Raw genomic sequence first — 23,922 nt, 5'->3', positions numbered from 1 at the left:
CCGGTGGCGCCGCGACCACCCCGGCCGACGGACCGGCCCCCGGTGCGACCCCCGCCCCCGTGGACTGCACAGCCCCGGCAGCCCCGGCAGCCCCGGCGGCCCCGGCCTACCCGGGCGCGGCGACCACCGCCGCCGTCGCGCACGGCTGGGGTGAGCCCACCAAGGTCGACGACTTCGACGGCGACGCCCTCACGGGCTGGAGCCCCTACGACGGACCCGGTCACGCCGGCAAGGGGGCCCGTTCCCCGTCGGCGATCTCGGTGAAGGACGGCCTGCTCACCATCGACGGCGACGCCGACGGCACCACCGGCGGCATGGCCTGGTCCGACGGCAGCCAGAAGTACGGCCGCTGGGAGGGCCGGGTGCGGGCACCCGCGTCGGACCCGTCGTACAACGCGCTGCTGCTGCTCTGGCCCACTGCCGAGAACTTCCCGGTCGGCGGTGAGATCGACTTCATGGAGATGACCGACCACACCCGGCAGAAGACCAACCTGTTCCTGCACTACGGCGAGGACAACTCCCAGGTCCAGGGCTCGGTCGACATCGACGCGACCCAGTGGCACAACTGGGCGGTCGAGTGGACGCCGAAGGGTGTGACCGCCTTCGTCGACGGCAAGCAGTGGTGGCACACCGACGACACCTCGGTCCTGCCTCCCGGGCCGATGCACCTGACGATCCAGCTCGACTGGTTCCCCAAGGGCGGCGGTGACGTGAAGCCCTCGGAGATGCAGGTCGACTGGGTCCGCCAGTACGCCCTGCCCGAGTCCGAGAAGGGCGGGGACGGCTCCGGCGACGCGGGCGGCAACGACGAGGGGCTCCTCGACGGACTGCTGCACCGCATCACCGAGGGCGGTCCGGACCGGGAGCCCGGCTCGGCGACCCGCGGTGCGAGCGGCACGTGATCAGCGGTACTCCATGACCATCACCGCGGTCGCGCCCGGGGTGAGCGCGCGGTAGGAGTGCGGGCGGTCGGCGGGGAACGTCAGATGGTCCCCCGGGTCCAGCTCGACCTCCTCGCCCTCCGGCCCGATCACCCACCGGCCCGCCGACACCACCACGTGCTCGACGGTGCCGGGGGAGTGCGCGTCGGCGGCCCGGGGCGGCCCCGGCTCGCAGGTGGCCAGGTGCAGGTCGCGGCGCGCCCCCGGTGGGCACGGGGACAGCAGTGCTCCGGTGTAGGCGGCCTCCTCCGACCGGATCGCGGGACGGTCGGCGAACCGCACCACCCGCACCGTCGACGACGGCGGCTCCACCAGCGCGCTGAACGGGACCCCGGCGACGACCGCGATCGCCCAGAGCGTCTCCACACTCGGGTTGCCGGTCCCCGCCTCCAGCTGCGACAACGTCGACTTCGCGATGCCCGCCCGGCGGGCGAGCTCGGCCGAGGAGATGCCGAGGCGCTCCCGTTCCCGGCGGATGGCCGCCGCGATCGTCGCGAGCGGTGGCTCAGGCGTTCGATTCATCGGTCTCCTCGTTCGGCTTGACGAACACAGCCGCTGTTGTTCACTGTATCGGGCATGCGTTCGATACAGCGAACGACCCGCGGGGACGTCCGCGACGCCGTCACCATCTCGGTGGCCGTCGCCGTCGTCGGGGTCTCCTTCGGCGCGCTCGCGCCGGCCGCCGGGTTGTCCCCGGCCATGACGATGGCGATGTCGCTGCTCGTGTTCGCGGGCGGCGCCCAGCTGCTCGTCACCGGAGTGCTGGCCGCCGGGGGCGGTGTGTGGGCCGCCGTCGCCGCGGGGCTGGTGCTCAACCTGCGGCACCTGCCGTTCGGCCTGGCCCTGGCCCGTCACCTGGGCGGGGGCTGGGCGCGGCTGCCCGCGGCGCACGTCGTCACCGACGAGTCGACGGCGTTCGTGCTGGCCCGTACCGACGTCCCCGGGCGGGGATGGCGCGCGTTCCGCATCCTCGGCGTCGCGAAGTACCTCTGCTGGCAGCTCGGCACCGCGGCCGGTCTGGTGCTCGGGGCGAGCGTGCCGGACCCGGCCGCGTTCGGGCTCGACGCCGCCTTCCCGGCCGCGCTGCTGGCCATGCTCGTCCCGATGCTGCGCCGGGTCGACGCCCGTCGGGTCGGCGCGGCCGCCGCCACCCTGTCGCTGGCCTGCGCGCCGTTCCTGCCCGCGGGCCTGCCCGTGCTGGCCGGCCTGCTCGGCGTCGGTGCGGCCGGCCGCACCAGGGGGGAGCAGCCGTGACCGTCGCCGCGCTGCTCGTCCTCGCCGGCGGGACCTACCTCATGCGGCTGCTGCCGCTGGTCCTGCACGACCGGGTCGCCCTGTCCCCGCGCACCGTGCGCCTGGTCGAGCTGGGCGCGGTCGGGCTGCTCGTCGCGCTCGTCGCGACCGGCACCTGGTTCGAGGGGGCCGGGTTCGCCGGCTGGGCCCGCCCGGCCGGGGTCGCCGTGGCCGCCGGTGCGCTGCTGCTGCGGGTGCCGTTCGTGCTGGTCGTCGTCCTCGCCGCGGCGACGACGGCCGGGCTGCGGCTGGCCGGGATCGCCTGAGCCGGTCGTCACCCCGGCGCGCGCCCCGCGCCGGGGACCGCGAGGATCGACCCATGCACGTGCTCGTCCTCGGCGCCACCGGCTACGTCGGCTCCCGGCTCGTCCCGCGCCTGCTCGACGCCGGCCACGACGTCCGGGTGCTCGCCCGCACCCCGGGCAAGCTGGCCGCGCACCCGTGGGGGGAGGCGGTCGACGCGGTCCGTGGCGACGCCCGGGAACCGGCCGACGTGCGCCGGGCCTGCGAGGGTGTCGACGCCGTCGTCCACCTGGTGCACGCCATGGACGGCCCCGGCTACGCCGACCGCGACCGCACCGCCGCGCACGCGCTGGCCGACGGCGCCGCCGCGGCCGGTGTACGCCGCATCGTCTACCTGGGCGGGCTGCAGCCCGAGGCCGGCACCCGGCGGGTGTCGCAGCACCTGTCCTCGCGCCGCGAGGTCGGGGACATCCTGCTCGCCGGGCCCGTCCCGGCCGCCGTGCTGCGGGCCGGGATCGTCGTCGGCACCGGCTCGGCCAGCTTCGAGATGATCCGGCACCTCACCGAGACCGCGATGGGCGGTCCGCTGGTCCTGCCGCTGCCCGACCGCGCCTGGAACCGGATCCAACCGATCGCCGTCGACGACGTGCTGTACGACCTCGTCGGCTGCCTCGACCTGCCCGCCGGGGTGGGCCGGGCGTTCGACGTCGGCGGTCCCGACGTGCACACCTACCGGTCCCTGATGAGCGAGTTCGCCGCCGAGGCAGGACTGCTGCGGCCGTTCCCGGTGCCCGTCCCGCTGTCCGCGCCGCGGCTCACCGCCCGCGCCGTCGCCGCGCTCACCCCGGTCGGCCGCGGGCTGGCCGAGCCGCTGGTCGAGTCCATGCGGCACGAGCTGGTGGCCGACCCCGACGACCTCGCGGCCCTCGACGCGCTCATCGGCACCCCGCCCGGCGGCCGGACCCCGTACCGCACGGCGGTCCGCCGCGCCCTCGACGGCGTCGGCGCGGCCGGGCCGGGGCCCTCCGACCCGCCCGGCACCGGTCCGCTGGAGTGGTCGACGACCGACACCCACGACGTCGCCGCTCCCGCCCGCGCCGTCTGGTCGGTGATCGAGACACTCGGCGGCCCGCACGGCTGGTACACCGTCCCGGGCGTCGCGACGCTGACCGGCCACCTCGACGTCCTCGCCGGTGGGCCCGGTGTCGTCCCGCGCCGGCACGGCGACGGCCCGGCCCGGCTCCTCCCGGGTGAGCCCCTGGACCGCTGGACCGTCGAGACCGTCGAACCGGGGCGGCGGCTGGTCCTGCGCGCCGCGGACCGGCTCCCCGGCGACGCCCGGCTCGAGCTCGCCGTCACCCCGACCGACCGGCTGACCAGCCGCTACACCCAGACCCTGCGGTTCATCCCACGCGGGATGGCCGGGCGGCTGGGATGGCTGGCGGCCTACCCGTCGCAGCGCTTCGTGTTCGCCGTGATGGCGCGGACCCTCGCCGGGGTCGCCGAGACCCGCTACCGGCGCGACGTCCGCGCCCTCTGACCCCTCCGGGGTGCCCCCCAGGGGAACTCTCGTAGCGCTCTAAGCCACGAGAGTTCCCCTGGGGGCGGCGGGGGCGGCGGGTCAGCCCCGGCTGCGGGCCTGCGCCACCTGCTCGGCGCGGTCCTCGGCCGCGAGCCGCGTCAGCTCGGCGCCGGCCTCGGGGTCGCGGGTGAGGTTCTCGCCCGACTCCGGGTCGAACACGTGGATCTTCCGCGCGTCCAGCCAGAACTCGGCGTCGCGGCCCTCCCGGATCCGGCTGGTCGAGTCGATCGACACGATCGCCTGCGTACGCAGCTGATCGGCGTCGAGCTCCCGCGACAGCTCCTTGAGCTTGGTCTCCACCTCGGCCGGGGCCTCGTAGGGGATGTAGGCGTACTGCGAGTCGCCCAGCCACTCGGTCACGTCGACCTTCGCGGTGAAGGTCGACCCGACGTGCTTCTTGGCCTCGTCGACCAGTGACGCGTCCTCGAAGTACTCCGGCCGGATGCCGACCAGCACCAGCTCGCGACCGGCGACCTTCTCGGCGCGCGCGGCGTCGAGCTCGATCGGGCCGAACGGCGTCTCCAGCCGGTTCCCGGCCACGGTCGCGGGCAGGAAGTTCATCGGCGGCGACCCGATGAACCCGGCGACGAACAGGTTGACCGGCTGCTCGTAGAGCTCGCGCGGCGAGGCGACCTGCTGGATGACGCCCTTGCGCAGGACACAGACCCGATCGCCGAGGGTCATCGCCTCGGTCTGGTCGTGTGTGACGTAGACGGTGGTGATACCGAGGCGGCGCTGCAGGCGGGCGATCTCGGTGCGCATCTGCCCGCGCAGCTTCGCGTCCAGGTTGGACAGCGGCTCGTCGAACAGGAACGCGTCGGCGTCACGGACGATGGCACGGCCCATCGCGACCCGCTGGCGCTGACCGCCGGACAGGTTCGCGGGCTTGCGCTGCAGGTGCTCCTGCAGCTCCAGGACCTTCGCCGCGGTGTCGACCTTCTGCGTGATCTCGTCCTCGGGCGCCTTGGCCAGACGCAGCGGGAACGCGATGTTCTCGAAGACCGACAGGTGCGGGTAGAGCGCGTAGTTCTGGAACACCATGGACAGGTTGCGGTCCCGCGGGGCCTTGTCGTTGACGCGGCTGCCGGCGATGACCATGTCGCCGGAGGTGATGTCCTCCAGACCGACGATCATCCGCAGCAGCGTCGACTTCCCGCAGCCGGACGGGCCGACGAGGATCATGAACTCGCCGTCGGCGATGTCCATGCTCACGTCGTTCACGGCCGGGAAGCCGTCCCCGTACTTCTTGACGATGTTCTTCATCTCGATCGACGCCATGGCCGGTCGGTTCCTCTCTCTGTGTACGGGGTGTCAGCCCTTGACGGCGCCGTTGGTCAGACCGGCGACGATGCGCCGCTGGAACAGCAGGACGAGCACGACGACGGGGATGGTCACGATCACCGCGGCGGCGGCGATCGGGCCGTTCGGCGACTCGAACTGCGAGGCCCCGGAGAACAGGCCCAGCGCGGCCGGGACCGGGCGGGACGCGCCGGTCGAGGTCAGCGAGATGCCGTAGGCGAAGTCGTTCCAGGCGATGAAGAACGCCAGGATCGCGGTGGTGAACACCCCGGGCGTCGCCAGCGGGACGATCACCTTGCGGAACGCCTGCCAGGTGGTGGCGCCGTCGACCTGCGCGGCCTGCTCCATCTCCCACGGGATCTCGCGGAAGAACGCCGACATGGTCCAGATCGACAGCGGCAGGGTCAGCGACAGGTAGGGGATGATCAGGCCGGGCCAGGTGTCGTAGAGCCCGATCTGGCGCCACAGGTTGAACAGCGGCGTCACGATCGAGATGACCGGGAAGATCGCCACCGCCAGCGCGGTCGACAGGATCAGCTTCTTGCCCCGGAAGTCGAGCCGGGCGATCGCGTAGGCGGCGAACATCGACAGCACGCACGCCAGGAACGTCGCGATGATGCAGATGCCGAAGGAGTTGCGCAGCGCGGGCAGGAACAGCCCGGCCGCGTCCCCGACGAGGATCTGGGAGTAGTTGTCCCACGACACCGAGGTCGGCAGGAACTGCTTGTTGGCGATGTCGTCGCTCGACTTCAGCGACAGCGACACGATCCAGCCCACCGGGAACAGGGCGTAGACGACGATCGCGATGCCGGCGACGATCCAGAGGACTCTCTCGCGGGTGGACATCACTTCTCCCCTCGGGCCTGGGACAGGTCGACCTTGAACCCCTTGATGAACCCGATGCAGATGATCACGACGGACAGGAACAGCAGCACCGACACCGCGGAGCCGAGCCCGATCTCGACGCGGGCGATGGTCTGGCGGTAGGCCAGGAACGACACCGTCTCGGTGCTGTTCGCCCCGGCCGTCATCACGAACACCGAGTCGAACACGCGGAACGCGTCCAGGGTCCGGAACAGCAGGGCGACCATGATCGCCGCCTTCATGTTCGGGAGGGTGACCTTCCACATCCGCTGCCACCAGGTCGCGCCGTCGACGCGGGCGGCCTCCTGCAGCACGTCGGGCACCTGGGCCAGACCCGCGAGCAGCAGCAGCGAGATGAACGGGGTGGTCTTCCAGATCTCGGCCAGGCAGATCACGAACAGCGACGAGCCGGTCGAGCCGAACCAGTCGGTGTCGGCCGAGATCCCGGGCAGCCAGCCGAACCAGGAGTTCACGAAGCCCGAGTCGAGGGAGAACGCGTACTGCCAGGCGAACGCCGACACGACCGTGATGACCGCGTAGGGGATCAGGATCGCGGCGCGCAGCACCGGCCGGATCGCCTTGAGGGCGTTCATCATGACCAGCGCCAGCAGGAAGCCCAGCACCAGCTCGACCGCGACGGTGACCACGGTGATGAACACCGTGACGCCGAAGGAGGTCCACCAGATCGAGTCGGTGAGGATGACCGCGTAGTTCTTCAGGCCGACGAAGGAGATGTTGTCCGGGTCGGTCAGCCGGTAGTCGAACAGCGAGTAGTAGACGGCCTGGATGATCGGGTAGGCCGTCACCAGCAGCATCACGGCGAACGCCGGGCCCGCGAGGTACCAGCCGAGCTTCTGCTCGGCCCGGCTGCGGTCACTGGCACCGCGCGGGGCCGGGGAGGCCCCGGTCCCGGTCCCGGGCCGCTCGGTCGTCGTGGTCACAGCAGCTCCTCCTTGGCGAGGACCGCCTTGATCAGCGCGGCGGTCGCGGGGCCGACGGTCGGCGGGTCGATGCCCGCGGTCGGGTGGTAGGTGCGCTGGATGGACTCGGAGACTTCGCTGTAGTACGCCGTCTGCGGGCGCGGCTTGGCCTGCTGCAGCGACTGCGCGATGACCGGGGCCATCGGGAACTTCTTCACCACGTCCGGGTCGGTGAACACCGAGATCCGGGCGGCCGGGTTGCCGTTGGTGAGGAAGTACTGCTTCTGGTTCTCGGTCGAGGTGATGCACTCGGTGGCCTGGTAGGCCAGGTCGGTGTGCTTGCTGAACGCGCCGACGCCGAGGTTGATGCCGCCGTAGGGCGGGGCCGAGGGCCTGCCGGCCTCGGTCTGCGGGTAGAGCGCCCAGCCGAAGTCGTCCGGCGTGGACTGCGGGACGGTCCCCTCCTCGACGGCGCTGTTGACCTTGCCCCACACGAACGGCCAGTTCACCTGGAACATCGCGTCACCGGACTGGAAGGCGTTGGAGTTCTCGTCCTCGGAGTTGGTCGAGAAGCCGGGACCGCCGACGGCCGAGACCGCCTTCATGATCTCGGCAGCCTTCGTCGCGGCGGGGGAGTCCAGGCCGAGCTGGACGCCGTCGGGGTCCTGCGGCGAGGCGTTGGTGACGATCTGCCCGCCGCCGCCCTCGACCAGCGCGTTCAGCCAGACGGTCAGCGACTCCGCGCGGATGCCCTGCGCGGCGATGATCGAGTTCTTGGCCTGCGCGGTCGCGACGACCTGGTCCCAGGTGACCGGCTTCGACAGGTCCAGCCCGGTGCCGGCGACCTGCGACTTGCGGTACCAGAGCAGCTGGGTGTTGGCCCAGAACGGCACTGTGACCAGCTCGCCGTTCCAGCTCGCGCCCTCCTTCGCGGAGTTCACGATCCCGGCGGTGGTCCGCTGCGCGACCTCCTCGGGCACCGGGGCCAGGAACTTCGCCTCGGCGAACTCGGGGATGTAGGGCGGGTCGATGGACATGATGTCGATCGAGCTGTCGTTGGCCGCGAGCCGGCGGATCAGCTGCTGACGCTGCTCCGCGGACTGGCGCGGCAGCACCGACACCGCGATCCGGTACTGCCCGTTCGACGCCGCCGAGCAGCGCTGGGCGATCTCCGCCTGCCCTCCGTCGTCGGGGTTGATGTACCAGTTGAGGACCGGCGGGCCCGCGGGTGCGCCTCCGCAGCCCGCCAGCAGGGCGAGGGCGACGGTGGCCGCACCGGCGGCCAGCGTCCTCCTCCACCGTGTGCGACGCATGGTCAACTCCGAACTCCCGTGTCCGATACCGCTGCTGTGTCCTGTCGCTCGCCGGCGACGTTGGAAGCGTTTCCAACCGAGACTGTGAGCCTTTCACTCAGGAGTGTCAAGACTCACATCGGTCAGGCTGGTAGCCGACGATCCTTACTGATCGACAGGCGATGGTCCAGCGCAGTCGGATAACATCCGCTCTTGCAATCGCTTCCAGCTTTGGGCATACATGTGTCGTGCCCGAACCGGTCAACCTGGCCGACGTGGCCCGGCTGGCCAAGGTCTCACCGGCCACCGCGTCACGCGCGCTCAGCGATCACCCCCACGTCGCCGAGGCCACCCGCGCCCGCGTGTGGGAGGCCGCGCGCGCCCTGGAGTACGTCGTCAGCCCGGATGCCTCCGGCCTCGCGCGGGGCACCACGGGGCGGATCGCCGTCGTCGTCCCGCACCTGTCGCGGTGGTGGTTCGGGGCGGCGCTGGAGGGGCTGTCCGACGTGGTGCGCGAGGCCGGGCGCGACGTGCTGCTCTACCACCTGGGCGACGCCGCGGCCCGGCGCGCGTTCTTCGCCGAGCTGCCCGCCCGCCGGCGGGCCGACGCCGTCGTGCTGCTGGGGTTCGGGGTCGACGACGCCGAGCGCGCCCGGCTGGAGCGGATCGGCGTCGGCATCGTGTCGGCGGGGACCCGGATCGGCAACCACCCCTCGGTGTCGATCGACGAGTACGTCGCCGGTCGCCAGGCCGTCGACCACCTGCTCCACCTCGGACACCGGAGGATCGGGATGATCGTCACCACCGACCCGGAGCTCGACCCGGGCCAGCCCGAGGGTCGTGCCGCCGCCTACCGGACGGCGCTCGCCGACGCCGGCGTGGCACACGACCCCGCCCTGACGGTGAGCGTGCCCTGGAGCCCGGAGGGCGGGGCGCGGGCGATGGGGGAGCTGCTCGGGCTGTCCGACCCGCCGACGGCGGTCTACGCCCACACCGACGAGGTCGCCCTCGGCGCCGTCGGCACGCTGCGCCGGGCCGGGCTCGCGGTGCCCGGCGACGTGTCGGTCATCGGTATCGACGACCACCCGCTGGCCGCGCTGACCGATCTGTCCACCGTGGCCCAGCCGGCGGCCGAGCAGGGTGCCGTCGCGGCCCGGATGGCGCTGGCGACGCTGGCCGGCGAGCCGGTCGAGCCGGTCGCGACCCTGCCGACCCGGCTGGTCATCCGCGGCTCCACCGCCCCACCGGCCCGCGGCGTGCGGGGGGTGTCCTGAATGGACGCTCCGCCGGAGCTGGTGCTGCGGGCCCCCGGCCCCGAGCTGATCGCGCTGCCCTGGAACGAGCCGCTGGAACGGTGGGACGAGATGCGGGTCCCGCTGCGCGACATGGAGGTCGGGCCCAGCCGGCACCTCGTCCGTTTCGTCGAGGCCGACGGTGCACTGTGGGCGCTCAAGGACATGCCGGAGCGGATCGCCCGTCGCGAGTACGACGTGCTGCGGCGCCTCGAGCACCAGTGCCTGCCCGCGGTCCGCCCGGCCGGGCTGGTGAACCAGCCGGCGCACGAGACCGCGATCCTGGTGACCCGCTACCTCGCCGGGTCCTGGCAGTACCGCAGGCTGTTCCTGCGGCTGCCCCCGAACCGGCCGCGGCACCGCGCCCGGCTGTTCGACGCGATGATCTCGCTGCTGGTCGAGCTGCACCGGCACGGCGTGTTCTGGGGGGACTGCTCGCTCAACAACACCCTGTTCACCCGCGACGGGCAGACCCTGCAGGCCTTTCTCGTCGACGCCGAGACCAGCGAAGTGCACCCGGACGGCCTGTCCGACGGTCAGCGCGAGCACGACGTGACGATCCTGGTCGAGAACATCGCCGCCGGGATGATCGACCTCGCGACCTCGCTGGAGCGCCCGCCGGAGATGATCCCGCAGCTCATCGACGAGGCGACCGCCCTGCCCGAGCGCTACCGGGAGCTGTGGGAGGCGCTGCACACCTCGCCGGTCTTCGCCTTCGGCGACCGCTACCGCGTCGAGGGCGCCATCCGCGAGCTCAACGACCTGGGCTTCGCCGTCGACGAGGTGTCCCTGCTCCCGATCGGCGACGGCCGGTCGCGGCTGCACATCGCCGTCGGCGACCGCAACTACCACTCCGAGACGCTGCGCAGGCTGACCGGTGTCGGCGTGGGGGAGGGCCAGGCCCGGATCCTGCTCGGCGACCTCAACGCCCACCGCGACTGGATGCAGCGCCGCACCGGTCAGGAGGTGTCGGAGCGCGCGGCCGCCCGCAGCTGGATCGACCACTGCCTCGAGCCCGGATCGGCCCGCGCGCACGCCGCGCTCGGCGGTGCCGGCGATCCGGTGCAGGCGTACTGCGACCTGCTGGAGGTGCGCTGGCTGTTGTCCGAACGGGCCGGCGCCGACGTCGGCAACGAGACCGCGCTGGCCGCCCTCGGCGGGCACGCCCCGACCGACTCGGCGGCCAAGATGGCCGTCGCCGACGCCCCCACCGGGCCGCTGCCGCGGATCCCCGCGGACGACGCCGACGAGCGGTGACGCGCGTCGTCACATCGTTGACGCCACGGTAACCACACTCCCGGCGGTACTGTTCCGGGCCGTGTCCATTCCCGGTCCCGGTTACGCCATCACCGCACGCGTCGACGCCCCCGCCCACCCCACCTCGGCCGGTGACCTCACCGCCGCCGTCGGCCAGGTCGGTGGCGTCGTCACCGCCTTCGACGTCGTCGAGGCGCGCACCGAGAGTCTCGTCGTCGACATCTCGGTCAACGCCCGCAACACCGAGCACGTCGAGGAGATCAAGACCGCCATCGAGCAGCTCGAGGGCTTCTCGGTCCGCAAGGTCTCGGACCGGACCTTCCTGCTCCACCTCGGCGGCAAGATCGAGGTGCGGTCCAAGGTGAACCTCCGCACCCGTGACGACCTGTCGCGCGCCTACACCCCGGGCGTCGCGCGGGTGTCGATGGCGATCGCGGAGAACCCGTCCGACGCCCGGCGCCTGACGATCAAGCGCAACACCGTCGCCGTCGTCACCGACGGGTCCGCGGTGCTCGGCCTGGGCAACATCGGCGCCGCCGCGGCGATGCCGGTGATGGAGGGCAAGGCGGCGCTGTTCAAGCAGTTCGCAGGAGTCGACGCCTGGCCGGTCTGCCTCGACACCCAGGACACCGAGGAGATCATCCGCACCGTCCAGCTGATCGCCCCCGGCTACGGCGGCATCAACCTGGAGGACATCGCCGCGCCGCGCTGCTTCGAGATCGAGCGCCGGCTGCGCGAGCTGCTCGACATCCCGGTCTTCCACGACGACCAGCACGGCACCGCCGTCGTCGTCCTCGGCGCCCTGCGCAACGCGCTGCGCGTGGTCGGCAAGAAGTTCTCCGACATCCGCGTCGTCGTCTGCGGCGTCGGCGCGGCCGGCTCGGCGATCATCCGGCTGCTCGGCTCGGAGCAGACCGCCGACGTCGTCGCGGTCGACGTGGACGGCATCGTCCACACCGGACGCGAGGGGATGGACGACAACCTCGTCTCGATCGCCGCGCAGACCAACAAGGACGGCAAGCAGGGCACCCTGGCCGACGCGCTCGTCGGGGCCGACGTCTTCATCGGGGTCAGCGCCCCGAACCTGTTCGGCGCGGACGAGCTGCGGACGATGAACGACGACTCGATCGTGTTCGCACTGGCCAACCCGGACCCCGAGGTCGACCCGACGCTGGCGATGCGCCACGCCGCCGTCGTCGCGACCGGCCGGTCGGACTACCCGAACCAGATCAACAACGTGCTCGCGTTCCCCGGTGTGTTCCGCGGTCTGCTCGACGCCCAGGCGCACGACATCACCGACGAGATGATGCTCGCCGCGGCCGAGGCGATCGCCGACGTCGTCGCCGAGCCGAACCCGTCGTTCATCGTGCCGAGCGTGTTCGACCAGAGCGTGGCCCCGGCCGTCGCGGAGGCGCTCCGTACCGCGGCGTCCAAGCAGGCCAGGCGTGGCGAGGTCGAGGCGGGCTGAATCACGCCGACGGTCCGGGTCGGCGCAGGTGGAGCGGGGTTACCCTCGATCCCATGTCCTCCCCGACCGTCGGTGTGCTCGCCCTGCAGGGCAACGTCCGTGAACACGTCGCCGCGCTGACGGCGGTCGGCGCGACGGCGGTACCGGTGCGCCGGCCCGCCGAGCTGGCCGCCGTGGACGGCATCGTCCTGCCGGGCGGGGAGTCCACCACGGTGTCGAAGTTGCTCGACACCTTCGAGCTGCTGGAGCCGCTGCGCGCCCGGCTGCGCGACGGCCTGCCCGCCTACGGCTCGTGCGCCGGCATGATCCTGCTGGCCGACGAGATCCTGGACGGACGACCCGACCAGCACCAGCTCGGCGGGCTCGACGTCGTCGTGCGGCGCAACGCCTTCGGCAGGCAGGTCGACTCCTTCGAGACCGACCTGGAGTTCGCCGGTCTCACCGGCGACCCGGTGCACGCGGTGTTCATCCGGGCGCCGTGGGTCGAGAAGACCGGCGGCGACGTCGAGGTGCTCGCCTCGGTCCCGGACGTCACCAGCAACGGTGCCGACGCGGGCGAGGCGGCCGGGCGGGCGGTCGCGGTCCGACAGGGCCCGGTGCTCGCCACGTCGTTCCACCCCGAGCTGACCGGGGACAGGCGGGTGCACGGGCTGTTCGTCGACATGGTGCGGGCCGCCATCGGATGACGCGGCGCCGGGCCGCCACCGGACGACATGGCGCCGGGCGGCCACCCGAGCTGCCGCGTCCGAGCGCGACGGGGTGATCCCCGGCGAGCGCGGCGGCGGGGTGTGTCCGCCCCTCACGTCGCCGGAGATCGGGGACCGACCCCGAGCAGCGTCACCGCGACGGCCGTGGAGGACGACCGGCACGGTGGTGCGGAACCGGTCGCTCGTGACGACCCGGGAGCCCTCGGCGGCGGAGAGCTGAGCTCGGGAGGGGTCCCGAGGGAATCCTCCTAACGTCCGTCTGGTCCATGATCGCGAACCAGAAGGAGTAGGGCGATGCGTGTTCTCAGGTCCACGATGATCGGGTTGGCACTCGGGGTCGCCACGCTGACGTCGGTCGGTGCGGGTGTCGCTGCCGCGGCTCCCGCGGCCCCTGTCCACTCCCCGACCTGGTACTACATCGCCACCTACGCGAACAGGGGTGCGTGCGAGGCAGCCATCGGGGCTTACCGGGCCGCGCCCGATACCTCGGAGTACCGCTGCATCTCCAACGGGAACCCGACCCAGAGCCAGGAGACCAGCTGGTCGCTCTACAACCTGCGGTACTGACCTCGACCGACCAGCAGCACCGCGGACGACGACGGCCCGCCCCCGGAGGTGTCGCGGGGCGGGCCGTGCGTCTGTCCCGGGGTATGGCCGGGGCGGACGTCCCTCCCCGCCGCAGAATCGGCCAGGATCTCGTCACCGCGGCATCGGTCAGCTCCTGCGCGGAAGGTCCGTCACCGGTCCCGCTCGCCGGCCCTGGCTCAGCGATTAGTCGCGCCGCCAGCGGGCACCCGGCCGGGGTGCGGTGCACGGTCGAGTCCCGCGCCGAACCGCACCGGGGCGGCCGGGGCCGCTCTCGCGGGACCGCGGTCCGGCCGCCCCACCTCGCCGCAGAACGCGGAACGGCGTCGACCGCAGCCGAGAAGAAGGCGCGGGGCCCACGCCTCCATCACCTCACCGGCCCGCCGGCACACCGGCAGGTCAGTCGGTCGAGCCGGTGGCGCCGCGCTGGTAGGCGGTGGGTGCGGCGGCGGCGGCCGTCCGCTCGCGTTCGGCGGCCACGGTCGAGTCGATGGTCGAGCGCCACCGCTCGGGCGAGCGCCGGCGCCACGCGCGGGCCTGCCGGAGCCCGGTGACGGCCGGGGTGAGCAGGGCGTCGGCGACCGGGGCGGGGCGGATCCGCAGGTCCTGGCTCATCCCCGGGCCGTGGATGCGACGGGTGATCGCGTCGAGGGCGGGGCGGGACAGCCGCGGCGGGAGACCGAACAGGTCCCGGAGCAGGACCGAGATCGAATCGAGGGTCGCGGCGGCCAGACGGGCGGAGTCGTCGGAGACGGGTCCGGTCACGGTCTGCAGCACGTCGTCGATCCGGCGGGCAGCGTCGTGGCCGGTGATCCCCTCGACGAGCCGGGCGTCGATGCCGAGCAGGTGCCCGACGTACCACCAGTAGCGGTAGAGGCCGGCGAGCTCCCGCCCGGTGAGGTCGAACCCGAACTGTTCCTCCGCGACGAACGAGGTCAGGGTGAAGTCCATCCACGTCCGCCCGAGGTCGACCTGGTTGATCGGGACGCCGTCGGCGGTGCTGTCGTACCCGCGGTCGAGGGCGAGCCTGCGCATGTGGGCGTGCAGCATGCGGACGTCGAGGGTCGCGACGTATCCGGGCCGCCCGCGGCGCAGGTTCCCCGGCAGCATCGCCTGGGTCAGCCAGGTCCCGGTCTCGGTGAGCCGCTTGTCGGCCCGGTCGACGAGGCGGCCGGTGGTGGACAGCACCTTCGCGATCGACGGTGACTCGTAGACCCGGACGAGGGCTCCCGCGCTGAGGGAGAGGATGTGCACCGGGGTGGGCGAGCTGAACCAGGGCAGGGGGAGGTCGTCGAGCAGCTCGTCGTCGACGTAGGCGGGCGGCGTCTCGGTCTGCCGCAGGAGCGCCGCGAGTGCGGGCGGCGGGTCGTCGAGGGCGTCGAGGCCGTCCCGGATCCCGCGCACGAGCAGCGGCCGCGCCGTGGACATCCCGAGCTCGTGCATCTCGTCGACGACGGCGTCGGCGAGGGGGTCGCCGGTGGTCAGGGCCCACTGCATCAGGTCGGCACGGGTCTCGCCGAACTGGGCGAGCACGGCGGACCGGCTCGACCGGCCGGTCGGCCATGCGGCGGTGACGGTCATCCTGGCTCCAGATCCTCGTGGTGGTGTGCCGGGTCGGCCTGCGGCCGGCCGGTCGACGGGTGGTCGGGGACGCCGAACGCGGCGAACAGACGGGTGACGTCGGCGCGCATGGTCGGCGTGGGGGCGTCGGCGCCGCGCGCCATCTCGTGCAGGATCAGCCCGGACAGCGAGCGCGCGAGGGTGCGCGCGGTGTCCGGAGTGGTGGTCAGCGGGATGAACAGGGCGGCCAGCTCCTCGACGAACGCCTCGGCGATCGGGCGCAGCCGCGGGTTGTGGATCGCGCTGAGGGTCAGCTGGACCACCCCGTCCGGTGGCAGGCGGTCGCCGTAGGGGGCGCGCGCCACGACGGCCATGGCCGCGTCGACGATCCCCGACCCCCGCTCGGCCGCCTCGCGCGCGGTCCGGCGCATGTCGGCGATGGTCCGGCTGCTCGTCGCCTCGAACGCGGCGACGAGCAGGTCGTCCGCGGTGCGGAAGTGGTACGTCGTCGAGGCGAGCGAGGTCCCCGCCCGGGCGGCGACGGCGCGCTGGGTCACCGCCGTGACGCCCCGGGTGCAGATGATCTCGATGGCGGCGTCGAGCAGGGCCGCGCGGGTCCGTGCGCTGCGGGTGTGTCGGCCGTCCACAATTCGTACGCTAGTACAGATTGTCGGGTACGGGACACCCGGTTCGTCCGGTCGGGTGCGGGGGTGGGGTTTACCCCAGGTCCACGCGGGGGAGCGCCGTGTGGGCCGGCCGGCCCGGCGCGGGGACCCTGGAGAGCATGACCACCACCGTCGTGCCCAGCGGGTCGCGCCCCGTCCTGCCCTCCGCGGTGGACCTCAGCGTCGCGCTGTGGCTCGGCGCCATCCTGGCCGGGCTCGCCGAGTCCCTGGTCCGGCTGGCCGCACCGGTGCCGCCCACGACCGGCGAGCTGGCCGTCCGCGCCGGGATCTACCTGGTCCTGGGCGTGGTCGTGCTGCAGCTGCGCTCCGGGCACGGCGTGTACCGGTGGATTGTCCTCGGCGTGCTCGGTGTGCTCGGGACTGCCTCACTGGTCGTCGAACCGGTGCGCGCCCTCACCGACGGGGGCTCGGTCGGGCTGTTCCTGGTGTCCGCGACCGCGCCCGAGCTCGTCGCGGCGGCGCTGCGCGGTCTGCACGTGGCCGAGGTGGTCGGCGCCGTCGTGCTGCTGTTCCACCCCGCCGCGCGGGCCTTCTACCGGACGACCTCACCCTCGACGACGGTCGTCGCCACGCCTGCGGGGATCCGGTAGCGGATCAGCCGGGAGCTGTTCGCGACGACCGCGACGCTGGAGGCGTTGTGCAGGATCGCCGCGACCACCGGTGACATCGCCCCGCCGGCGGAGACCAGCAGCCCGGCCGCGTTCACCGCGATCGACATGCCGTAGTTCTGCCGGATCAGGGTGATCGATCGCCGCCCCAGGTCGCGCAGGTCGAGCAGCGCGTTGAGGTCGTCGGCGGCCAGCGCGACGTCCGCGGTCTCGACCGCCACGTCGGTCCCGGCCACGCCCATCGCGATCCCGATGTCGGCCAGCGCCAGCGCGGGGGCGTCGTTCGTGCCGTCGCCGATCATCGCGACGGTGTGGCCCTCGGCCTGCAGCGCCCGGACCACGTCCTGCTTCTGCTCGGGCATGACCTCGGCGCGGTACTCGGTGATGCCGAGCTCCTCGGCGACGGCCTTCGCGGTCTGCGGGTGGTCGCCGGTGAGCATGACGATCCGGGTGACGCCGTCGGCACGCAGCCGTTCCAGCACGTCGCGGGCCTCGGTCCGCACGGTGTCGCGCAGCGAGACCAGGCCGACCAGCGCGCCGTCGACGGCGAGCAGCAGGGGCGTCTCCGAGGCCTTCTGCAGTCGCCGCACCCAGTCCGCGGCCTTGCGCGGGACCGTGACGCCCTGGGCGCGGAGCAGGTCGCGTGAGCCGATGAGCAGTACCCGGCCGTCGGCCTGGACCCGCATGCCCTGGCCGAGCAGGACCTCGCACTCCTCGTGCGGCGGGATCTCGATCCGCCGCTCCTCGGTGGAGCGGATGACCGCCTGTGCCAGCGGGTGCCGGGAGTGGATCTCCGAGGACGCGGCGTAGGCCAGGACCTGCTCGGGCGCCCAGTCGTCGTGGAAGGAGATGACGTTGGTGACGACCGGGCGGCCCTGGGTGAGCGTGCCGGTCTTGTCGAACACCACCGCGTCGACCCGGCCGGCCGCCTCGAGGTGCGCGCCGCCCTTGATGAGGATGCCGCGCCGCGCGCCGTTGCCGATCGCCGCGGAGATCGCCGTCGGGGTGGACAGGCCGACCGCGCACGGGCAGGCGATGAGCAGCATCGTCATCGCGCGCCGCACGTCGCGGGTGACGACCAGGGTCAGCGCCGAGAGCAGGAACGAGGCCGGCACGAACCGGCGGGAGAAGTTCTCGCCGACGGTCTGGATCGGGGCCCGGTCACCCTGGGCCTGCTCGACCCGGTCGATGATCCGCCCGATCGCGGTGTCCTGCCCGACGGCGGTGGCGCGCACGACGATCCGGCCGCGCAGCAGCACCGACCCGGCGTGCAGAACGGCCCCGGGGGCGACCGAGACGGGCAGCTGCTCGCCGGTGATCGCGGCCTGGTCGACCACGCCCTCCCCGTCGACGACCTCGCCGTCGACCGGGAGCACGATCCGCTCGTGCACCACGACCTCGTCGCCCACCGACAGGTCGGCGATGTCGATCTCGATCTCGGTGCCGCCGGCCAGCCGGGTCCAGGTACGGGTGGTGGCGCCGGTGAGGAGCTCGGAGATCGCGCGCCGGGAGCGGCGCAGCGTCAGGTCCTGCAGGTACTCGCCGATGTTGAGCAGCCACAGCACGGTCAGCGCGACGACGTTCTCGCGCAGCACGAGACTGGCGACGGTCGCCGCGGACACGAGAGCATCGGTGCCCGCGCCCTTCCCGCCGGCCAGCGAGCGGAGCGCGCCGCGCAGGAACGGGTAGCCGGTGAAGATCGTGACGCCGGTGGCGACGGTGCGGCTGGCCGGCCCGAGCAGCGGCGGGCGGCGCAGCGCGTAGCGGCGGAAGCCGAGTGCGGCGAGCGCGACCCCGCCGACGACCAGCCGGGCCAGTTCCCCGTTGTGCTGGTCGGCCGAGCGAGGGGTGCGGGCCGCGGTGGCCTCGGGCTCGGCGCCCAGACCCTTGCCGATGGCCTCGACGAGTTCGACCCGGTCGCAGCCCGGGCGGTACCAGACGACGACGTTGCCGGTGCGCGGGTAGGCGTGCACCTGCCGCACCCCGCCGACGTGGTCCAGCTCGTCCTCGACGGCCACGGCCAGCGCGGTCCGCCCGCGCAGGGCCGGGACGGCGAAGCGGATGCGGCCCGCGGCGTCGCTGAGGACGGTGGCGTCCGGGCCGGCGGTGTCGGTGCTCACGGTCTCGCTCGTCTCGCTCGTCGTGCCCGGAGGGCCGGGATCAGTGCTCGTGGCCGTGCCCGTGGCCGTGGCCCGGGGCGGGGGCCTCCTCGCCGATGCGGCCGCGGGCCTCGGCGACGATGTCGGCGGTGGCCAGCCGGGCCTTCTCGGCGCCGGTCTCGGCGGCACGGGCGCCCTTGAGGCCCCAGGTGGTCATCGAGACGGCGGCCTCGCGGACGGCGCCGGAGCGCGCGACCTTCTTGACGCCGTCGTAGGCGACCGCGCCGGCCAGCCCGCTCACGACGAGCCCCACGGCCTTGCCTGCCACTGCTCCGAACACGTGCGCTCCTCTCGCGACCGGCGCCCGGTGCAGGTGCCGATAACGGTTGTCAGCGTAGTCCGCGCCGGGTTCCCGGCGGGACGTGGTGGCGAAGCATAGTCGATCTTGCATGTGTCGGTGACGGGGGGCGTGCGCGGGCCCGGCCCGGCGGGGAGCCGCGTCGTCGGTAACATTGACGAGTTCCCGCAGGTCGGCCCGACCGCAGCTCGCGCTGCGGGGCGTCGGACCTGCCCCTCACCGCGCGTCGCGTGCGCGGTGCGAGCACGAGAGGTGGGCAGACGAGCCGATGAGCGGTCACTCCAAGTGGGCGACGACCAAGCACAAGAAGGCCGTGATCGACGCCCGCCGCGGCAAGATGTTCGCCAAGCTGATCAAGAACATCGAGGTCGCGGCCCGGACCGGCGGCGGTGACCCCGACGGCAACCCGACGCTCTACGACGCCATCCAGAAGGCGAAGAAGAGCTCGGTCCCGAACGACAACATCGACCGTGCGGTCAAGCGTGGTTCGGGTGCCGACGCCGGAGGCGCCGAGTACCAGACGATCACCTACGAGGGCTACGGCCCGAACGGGGTCGCGGTGCTGGTCGAATGCCTGTCCGACAACCGGAACCGGGCGGCGACCGAGGTCCGGACGGCGATGACCCGCAACGGCGGCACCATGGCCGACCCGGGGTCGGTGGCGTACCTGTTCCAGCGCAAGGGCGTCGTGGTGCTGCCGAAGGCCGAGCTGTCCGAGGACGACGTGCTGATGGCCGTCCTCGACGCGGGTGCCGAGGAGGTGAACGACCTCGGCGAGAGCTGGGAGGTCGTCTCCGAGCCGACCGACGTCGTCGCGGTGCGGACCGCGCTCCAGCAGAACGACATCGACTACGACTCCGCGGAGGCGGTCTTCGTGCCGTCGATGCAGGTCGAGCTGGACGCCGACGGTGCGAAGAAGGTCTTCAAGCTGATCGAGGCGCTCGAGGACTCCGACGAGGTCCAGAACGTCTACGCCAACTTCGACGTCTCCGACGAGGTCATGGCCGAGGTCGGCTGAGGTCGCCCCGGCAGGTCCGTACGCGGCCGCGTCCCCACCAGGGGCGCGGCCGCGTTCGCTGTCGGGGGTCGGTTCTAGACTCGCCGCCGATGAGCACAGCGACGCAGGGCACCCAGAAGTCGGCCTCGGCGAAGAAGAAGGCACCGGTGAAGCCGCGCCTGTTGCTGCTCGACGGCCACTCCCTGGCCTACCGGGCGTTCTTCGCGCTGCCCGCGGAGAACTTCCGCACGGGTACCGGGCAGACCACGAACGCGGTCTACGGCTTCACCTCGATGCTGATCAACCTGCTGCGTGACGAGGAGCCGACCCACCTCGCGGTCGCCTTCGACGTGTCGCGTAAGACCTTCCGTTCCGAGCGCTACGCCGAGTACAAGGCGAACCGCTCGTCGACGCCGGACGACTTCCGCGGCCAGATCGACCTCATCAAGGAGGTCCTGGCCGCGCTGAACATCCCGGTGTTCGCCGTCGACGGGTTCGAGGCCGACGACCTCATCGCCACCCTCGCCACCCAGGCCGAGGGGCACGGCTACCAGGTGCTCATCACCACCGGCGACCGTGACGCGTTCCAGCTGGTCACCGACGACATCACCGTCCTGTACCCCAAGCGCGGCGTGTCCGACCTCGGCCGGATCGACCCGGCCGAGGTCGACAAGCGCTACGGGCTCACCCCGACCCAGTACCCGGACTTCGCGGCGCTGCGCGGCGACCCCTCGGACAACCTGCCCTCCATCCCCGGGGTGGGGGAGAAGACCGCGGCCAAGTGGGTCCGGGAGTTCGGCTCGCTCGCCGAGCTCACCGACCGGGTCGACGAGGTCAAGGGCAAGGCCGGGGACAACCTGCGGGCCAACCTGGCGAACGTGCTGCTCAACCGCCAGCTCACCGAGCTGGTGCGCGACGTCGACCTCGGCGCCGCCCCCGAGGAGCTCGAGCTGCGCCCCTGGGACCGCGACGCGGTGCACCGCCTGTTCGACGAGCTGGAGTTCCGGGTGCTGCGCGAGCGCCTGTTCTCCACCCTCTCCTCCGCCGAGCCCGAGGCCGAGTCCGGCTTCGAGGTCTCCGGCGAGGTCGTCGCACCCGGCGCGGCGCGGGCCTGGCTCGACGCCCACGCCCGCGACGGGCGTCGCGTCGCGGTGAGCTTCGCCGGGGTCACCGGCCCGATCGCCGGGCGCGACCTCGACGGGATCGCGCTCGCCACGGGGGAGCCGACCGTCGAGCAGCGGGCCGCCGGCGCCACCGCCGGTGTCCCGGCCGCCGGCTACCTCGCGCTGACCGGCCTCACCCCGGACGACGAGGCGGCCCTGGGCGACTGGCTCGCCGACGCGTCCGTGCCGAAGGCCGCGCACGACGTGAAGGCGGTGCTGCACGCGCTGCGCGCGCGGGGCTGGACCCTGGGCGGGCTGACCAGCGACACCGCGCTCGCCGCGTACCTCGCCAAGCCCGGGCAGCGGACGTTCGACCTGGCCGACCTCGCGCTGCGCTACCTGCGCCGCGAGCTGCGCACCGAGGAGCCCGCCGACGGGCAGCTGTCGCTGCTCGGCGGTGAGGAGGAGGCCGACACCCGGGCCGCGGAGCAGGAGATGCTCGCGGCCTCGGCGATCGCCGAGCTCGCCGACGCCCTCGACGCCGACCTCGCCGAGCGGGGCGGCAGCGAGCTGCTGGCCGACCTGGAGCTGCCGCTGGCGTTCGTGCTGGCCGACTGCGAGGCGGCCGGGATCGCCGTCGACGGCGAGACCCTGTCCGACCTGGAGTCGGACTTCGGCGCCCAGGTCCGCGAGGCCGCGCGGCAGGCCTACGAGGTGATCGGGAAGGAGATCAACCTCGGCTCGCCCAAGCAGCTGCAGGTCGTGCTGTTCGACGAGCTGGAGATGCCCAAGACCAAGCGCACCAAGACCGGCTACACCACCGACGCGGACGCGCTGGCGAGCCTCTACGAGCAGACCGAGCACCCGTTCCTGCAGTTCCTGCTGCAGCACCGCGACGCGACCCGGCTCAAGGTGACCGTCGACGGGCTCATGAAGTCCGTCGCCGAGGACGGCCGGATCCACACCACGTACTCGCAGACGATCGCCGCGACCGGCCGGCTGTCCTCGACCGACCCGAACCTGCAGAACGTGCCGATCCGCACCGCCGCCGGGCGCCGGATCCGGGACGCGTTCGTCGTCGGATCCGGCCCCGACGGCGCGCCGTACGCGGAGCTGCTCACCGCGGACTACAGCCAGATCGAGATGCGGATCATGGCCCACCTGTCCGAGGACGCCGCGCTGATCGAGGCCTTCCGCTCACAGCACGACTTCCACGCCGAGACCGCGGCCCGGGTCTTCGGCGTCGCGGCGGCCGAGGTGTCGCCCGAGCAGCGCGCCAAGATCAAGGCGATGAACTACGGCCTGGCCTACGGGCTGTCGGCCTACGGTCTGTCCGGGCAGCTGCGGATCTCCACCGAGGAGGCCAAGGGCTTGATGGACGACTACTTCGCCGGGTTCGGCGGGGTGCGCGACTACCTCGCAGGTGTCGTCGACCAGGCCCGCAAGGACGGCTACACCGCCACCATCCTGGGGCGGCGGCGCTACCTGCCCGACCTGACCAGCGACAACCGTCAGCGTCGGGAGATGGCCGAGCGGATGGCGCTCAACGCCCCGATCCAGGGCAGCGCGGCGGACATCATCAAGGTCGCGATGCTCGGGGTGTACCGGGCGCTGCAGGCCGAGGGGTTGCGCAGCCGGATGCTGCTGCAGGTGCACGACGAGCTCGTCCTCGAGGTCGCCGACGGCGAGCGCGAGACCCTGGAAGCGCTGGTGCGCCGCGAGATGGCGGCCGCGGCCGACCTGTCGGTGCCGCTGGAGGTGTCGGTCGGGTCCGGCCGCAGCTGGGACGCCGCGGCGCACTGACCCGCGCCCCGGCCCGGGCTCAGCCGAGGACCGCTCCCGGTGCGCCGGCGCCGTATCCGGCTCCGGAGGGGTGACGCAGGTGTCCCGGCGCGAGGATCCGGGCGGCGCGGCCCAGCTCGGCGACGAGCTGCTCCACCGCGACGTCCTGCCTGCGGGCCTGGGTGTGCAGGATCGCGCAGAGCCGCCCGGTCGGGCCGGGCGTGCGGGTCGTGGCGCCGGCCGTGGTGTCGCGAGGGCCGGTGAGGCGTCGGGTGTCGCGTTCGTGACGCAGCACCGCGGCCAGGTCGCGTCCGGCGGCGGCGAGGACGTCGGCGTCGTCGGTGTGGATCACGACGACCTCGTCGGCGTCGCCCGCCGCGGCGACCGCGCGTTCCACGGAACGCGACCACGCCCACAGCGCGCGGCGCCCGGCCAGCGACGGGGGCAGCTCCAGCCCGCCGGACTCGGCGTCGGCCAGGGCGACCAGGAGCCCGCCGATCCGGCCTGCCCGGCGTGCCCAGGTCGCCCGGTCCCCGGGCAGACCCCGGTGGACGAGGACGCCCGCCTGCGCCGGCACGGCCGGTGGCGCGTCGGGGCGGCGGGGGTGCGGGACCAGCGGCATCGGCGTCACCTCCTGCGGGGCCGACGCCGGTAGGGTCGCACTGCTCCCACCTGCTGTTACGTCGTCGCGGCGGACGGTGGGGACATCCCGCCGGACGGTCCGTGCCCGGCGTCCGGCGGTACGGCTGCCGCCGGTTCCAGGATCGTCAGCTCGGCCGACCCGAGGCGGAGCACGCCGTCGTCGAGGGGCTCGCAGCGGACACCGCCCCGGCCGCGCAGCGCCGCCCACGCGCCGTCGCCGATCTCGGTGTCCATCCAGCGGCACGGTGCGGCGGCGCGGTGCGCGCGGAAGCGGACCGGCCCGTCGCCGGAGTCCAGGGCGAACAGCGCGCCGGTACCGCCGCGGCCCGGTGCGGCGAGCGCGT

The 23,922-nt window shown here is 73.1% G+C and carries 22 protein-coding genes and 1 pseudogene; 12 read left to right on the top strand and 11 right to left on the bottom strand.

All coding sequences use genetic code 11. The features are described from left to right. The coding region (locus NH602_RS11080) for a glycoside hydrolase family 16 protein (protein WP_253067774.1) at nt 1–902 on the top strand (902 nt) is incomplete at its 5' end. Here the strand turns inward: NH602_RS11080 and NH602_RS11075 are convergent. Then, nucleotides 903–1,463, bottom strand: a complete 561-nt coding sequence (locus NH602_RS11075) for a helix-turn-helix domain-containing protein (RefSeq protein WP_179762612.1) — start codon at nt 1,461–1,463, stop codon at nt 903–905. 54 nt (nt 1,464–1,517) lie between these two features. Between NH602_RS11075 and NH602_RS11070 the strand changes: the two genes are divergently transcribed. The 3 genes from NH602_RS11070 to NH602_RS11060 are packed head-to-tail and all read left to right on the top strand — an operon-like array spanning nt 1,518 to nt 4,017. Then, nucleotides 1,518–2,195, top strand: a complete 678-nt coding sequence (locus tag NH602_RS11070) for an AzlC family ABC transporter permease (protein WP_073574639.1) — start codon at nt 1,518–1,520, stop codon at nt 2,193–2,195. Beyond that, nucleotides 2,192–2,500, top strand: coding sequence for an AzlD domain-containing protein (locus NH602_RS11065; protein ID WP_062395725.1), 309 nt, complete (start codon nt 2,192–2,194; stop codon nt 2,498–2,500). The genes NH602_RS11070 and NH602_RS11065 overlap by 4 nt, the downstream gene beginning before the upstream one ends. 53 nt (nt 2,501–2,553) lie before the next feature. Continuing rightward, nucleotides 2,554–4,017, top strand: a complete 1,464-nt coding sequence (locus tag NH602_RS11060; protein ID WP_253067773.1) for a DUF2867 domain-containing protein — start codon at nt 2,554–2,556, stop codon at nt 4,015–4,017. An 81-nt stretch (nt 4,018–4,098) separates the two neighbouring features. Here NH602_RS11060 and NH602_RS11055 read toward each other — a convergent pair whose 3' ends face one another. Genes NH602_RS11055 through NH602_RS11040 form a run of 4 tightly spaced genes read right to left on the bottom strand, consistent with a single transcriptional unit; the run spans nt 4,099 to nt 8,455 of the window. Continuing rightward, complete coding sequence (locus NH602_RS11055) at nt 4,099–5,337, bottom strand: ABC transporter ATP-binding protein (protein ID WP_073574641.1); 1,239 nt, start codon at nt 5,335–5,337, stop codon at nt 4,099–4,101. Nucleotides 5,338–5,370: 33 nt separating this feature from the next. Further along, complete coding sequence (locus NH602_RS11050) at nt 5,371–6,204, bottom strand: carbohydrate ABC transporter permease (protein WP_073575270.1); 834 nt, start codon at nt 6,202–6,204, stop codon at nt 5,371–5,373. Further along, complete coding sequence (locus tag NH602_RS11045) at nt 6,204–7,163, bottom strand: carbohydrate ABC transporter permease (RefSeq protein WP_062395722.1); 960 nt, start codon at nt 7,161–7,163, stop codon at nt 6,204–6,206. Before NH602_RS11045 ends, NH602_RS11050 begins: the two co-directional genes overlap by 1 nt. Then, nucleotides 7,160–8,455 carry an extracellular solute-binding protein gene (locus NH602_RS11040; protein WP_253067772.1) on the bottom strand — a complete coding sequence of 432 codons (1,296 nt, stop codon included), beginning with the start codon at nt 8,453–8,455 and terminating at the stop codon, nt 7,160–7,162. Before NH602_RS11040 ends, NH602_RS11045 begins: the two co-directional genes overlap by 4 nt. A gap of 227 nt (nt 8,456–8,682) precedes the next feature. Between NH602_RS11040 and NH602_RS11035 the strand changes: the two genes are divergently transcribed. The 5 genes from NH602_RS11035 (at nt 8,683) to NH602_RS11015 (ending at nt 13,725) form a co-directional block, all read left to right on the top strand. Then, nucleotides 8,683–9,708, top strand: a complete 1,026-nt coding sequence (locus NH602_RS11035) for a LacI family DNA-binding transcriptional regulator (protein WP_253067771.1) — start codon at nt 8,683–8,685, stop codon at nt 9,706–9,708. After that, nucleotides 9,709–10,983 (top strand): DUF4032 domain-containing protein, encoded by a 1,275-nt coding sequence (locus tag NH602_RS11030; protein ID WP_073574644.1) that lies wholly within the window; start codon nt 9,709–9,711, stop codon nt 10,981–10,983. A 61-nt stretch (nt 10,984–11,044) separates the two neighbouring features. Next, nucleotides 11,045–12,451, top strand: a complete 1,407-nt coding sequence (locus NH602_RS11025) for an NAD-dependent malic enzyme (protein WP_179762617.1) — start codon at nt 11,045–11,047, stop codon at nt 12,449–12,451. Nucleotides 12,452–12,504: 53 nt separating this feature from the next. Next, on the top strand, nt 12,505–13,137 hold the full coding sequence (pdxT, locus tag NH602_RS11020) for a pyridoxal 5'-phosphate synthase glutaminase subunit PdxT (RefSeq protein WP_179762618.1): 633 nt from the start codon (nt 12,505–12,507) through the stop codon (nt 13,135–13,137). Between the two features lie 315 nt (nt 13,138–13,452). Then, a complete protein-coding gene (locus NH602_RS11015) occupies nt 13,453–13,725 on the top strand; it encodes a hypothetical protein (protein WP_253067770.1) in 273 nt (90 codons plus the stop codon). Nucleotides 13,726–14,142: 417 nt separating this feature from the next. On the opposite strand, the gene NH602_RS11010 is transcribed toward NH602_RS11015, so the two are convergent. Further along, a complete protein-coding gene (locus NH602_RS11010) occupies nt 14,143–15,324 on the bottom strand; it encodes an oxygenase MpaB family protein (protein WP_253067769.1) in 1,182 nt (393 codons plus the stop codon). Then, complete coding sequence (locus NH602_RS11005) at nt 15,321–15,950, bottom strand: TetR/AcrR family transcriptional regulator (RefSeq protein ID WP_179762621.1); 630 nt, start codon at nt 15,948–15,950, stop codon at nt 15,321–15,323. The genes NH602_RS11010 and NH602_RS11005 overlap by 4 nt, the downstream gene beginning before the upstream one ends. A 137-nt stretch (nt 15,951–16,087) precedes the next feature. On the opposite strand from NH602_RS11005, the gene NH602_RS11000 reads away from it, so the two are divergent. Then, a complete protein-coding gene (locus tag NH602_RS11000; protein WP_253067768.1) occupies nt 16,088–16,579 on the top strand; it encodes a hypothetical protein in 492 nt (163 codons plus the stop codon). On the opposite strand, the gene NH602_RS10995 is transcribed toward NH602_RS11000, so the two are convergent. Both NH602_RS10995 and NH602_RS10990 read right to left on the bottom strand, forming a co-directional pair. Beyond that, nucleotides 16,522–18,717, bottom strand: coding sequence for a cation-translocating P-type ATPase (locus NH602_RS10995; protein WP_100877586.1), 2,196 nt, complete (start codon nt 18,715–18,717; stop codon nt 16,522–16,524). The two genes, NH602_RS11000 and NH602_RS10995, sit on opposite strands and share 58 nt — an antisense overlap. A gap of 40 nt (nt 18,718–18,757) precedes the next feature. Continuing rightward, nucleotides 18,758–19,036, bottom strand: a complete 279-nt coding sequence (locus tag NH602_RS10990) for a DUF1490 family protein (protein ID WP_253067767.1) — start codon at nt 19,034–19,036, stop codon at nt 18,758–18,760. Nucleotides 19,037–19,322: 286 nt separating this feature from the next. Between NH602_RS10990 and NH602_RS10985 the strand changes: the two genes are divergently transcribed. Continuing rightward, nucleotides 19,323–20,072: a YebC/PmpR family DNA-binding transcriptional regulator gene (locus NH602_RS10985; RefSeq protein ID WP_073574650.1), complete on the top strand. Its 750-nt coding sequence runs from the start codon at nt 19,323–19,325 to the stop codon at nt 20,070–20,072. 89 nt (nt 20,073–20,161) lie between these two features. Beyond that, nucleotides 20,162–22,957, top strand: a complete 2,796-nt coding sequence (polA, locus tag NH602_RS10980) for a DNA polymerase I (RefSeq protein ID WP_253067766.1) — start codon at nt 20,162–20,164, stop codon at nt 22,955–22,957. A gap of 19 nt (nt 22,958–22,976) precedes the next feature. Here the strand turns inward: polA and NH602_RS10975 are convergent, their stop codons facing one another. Continuing rightward, nucleotides 22,977–23,558 (bottom strand): hypothetical protein, encoded by a 582-nt coding sequence (locus NH602_RS10975; protein WP_253067765.1) that lies wholly within the window; start codon nt 23,556–23,558, stop codon nt 22,977–22,979. A 56-nt stretch (nt 23,559–23,614) separates the two neighbouring features. Continuing rightward, a pseudogene (locus NH602_RS10970) lies at nt 23,615–23,922 on the bottom strand (hypothetical protein); the annotation flags it as partial.

The organism is Pseudonocardia sp. McavD-2-B (genome assembly GCF_024124365.1).
GTDB classification, from domain to species: domain Bacteria; phylum Actinomycetota; class Actinomycetes; order Mycobacteriales; family Pseudonocardiaceae; genus Pseudonocardia; species Pseudonocardia alni.
Note: the sequence above shows the minus strand (reverse complement) of the source record. Positions and strands in the feature narration are given on the sequence as shown.